Origin of the sequence: Streptomyces sp. NPDC059477 (assembly GCF_042749375.1) — a bacterium.
In the GTDB taxonomy this organism is placed as follows: domain Bacteria; phylum Actinomycetota; class Actinomycetes; order Streptomycetales; family Streptomycetaceae; genus Streptomyces.
The window spans coordinates 1-1,023 of record NZ_JBHYUG010000058.1 but is presented as its reverse complement, the minus strand read 5'-3'; the positions used below and the strand labels follow the sequence as shown (position 1 = coordinate 1,023).

The 1,023-nt window shown below is 73.6% G+C and carries 2 protein-coding genes and 1 pseudogene; all 3 read right to left on the bottom strand.

Features of this window, described 5'->3' with window-relative positions; genetic code table 11:
- Window positions 1-128 precede the first annotated feature (128 nt).
- Window positions 129-380 carry a hypothetical protein gene (locus ACFXAZ_RS25890; protein ID WP_384595832.1) on the bottom strand — a complete coding sequence of 84 codons (252 nt, stop codon included), beginning with the start codon at window positions 378-380 and terminating at the stop codon, window positions 129-131.
- Complete coding sequence (locus ACFXAZ_RS25885) at window positions 380-604, bottom strand: holin (RefSeq protein WP_384595829.1); 225 nt, start codon at window positions 602-604, stop codon at window positions 380-382. The genes ACFXAZ_RS25890 and ACFXAZ_RS25885 overlap by 1 nt, the downstream gene beginning before the upstream one ends.
- Window positions 605-612: 8 nt before the next feature.
- Window positions 613-1,023: pseudogene (locus ACFXAZ_RS25880) on the bottom strand (N-acetylmuramoyl-L-alanine amidase); the annotation flags it as partial.

Here is a 1,023-nt window from a genome sequence, read left to right as displayed (position 1 = left end):
CCCAACCCCCCGGGGGGGGGGGGGGGTTAATGCGGGGGAAGCGGGCGTGCCCCTCCGCCCCCACCCCCCCCCGCCATGCAGCCGCCCCCCCCCCGGGCGGGCGGCGTTCACCCCGGGGGGGGGGCGATTCAGTGTCCGAGCGCCTGGTAGATGCCGAGGCCGATAGCAGCGACGGCCGTGACCGCCGCCACGACGTGCAGCGGCCAGCGGTTCCGCTCCAGCGCGTCCAGCCGCTGCTCGTGATCGTCGAGTGTCTTGTCCGTCTGCTCGCCGCGCTGCACCAGGAGCGCGAGCTGGCCGTCGACCCGCGTGAACCCCACCTCCATCGTCCGCCGGAGTTCAGCCAGCTCGTGCGCGACGGTCGACTCCGGCGGCGTCATCAGCTCCCCCGGGTGCTCTCGGTCAGGCCCGGTCCGTCGGCGTTGCCGGTGGCGAGCGCCGTGAGGATGGTGAGGACGCCGGCGCTCGCGCCGAGCGCGAGGCCCTGGCCCCAGTCGACCGCCAGGACACCGGTGGTGTCGAGGCCGAGGGTGGCCACGAGGGTCTGGGCGACGGTCCGCGCGGTGCGCTCGCCGGTGGCCTTCCAGAAGGCGGCAGTGAACATGGCTACTCCTACTCCTTGACGTCGAAGCCGCGGCGGGCGCCGAGCTTGGTGAGACTGCTGCTGCCGGGGATGCCGTCGGCGTCCTTGCCGGTGTAGCCACAGCGCTGCTGCCACAGGCCGTACGCCGTGATGGTGGCTGTGCCGAAGTGCCCGTCCGCGAGGCTCTTGGCGAGCAGTCCCTCGGCGACCAGCGCGTTCTCCACCGTCTTGACGCCCGAGTAGCTCACGGGCGTACCGGACTTTGGCGGGTCCGCTTTCGCCGCGGCGATGAGCTGCGACAGGTCGACCACCGGCCGGGCCGGGGTGCTGGGCGTCGACGGGGCGCTCGGTGCCGGTGTGTTCGGCTCGTCGCTGCCGAGCCGGGCGGCGATCCGCTCCCGCATCGAGGCCATGGTGAAGCCGCGCGGGTCGATCTTCCC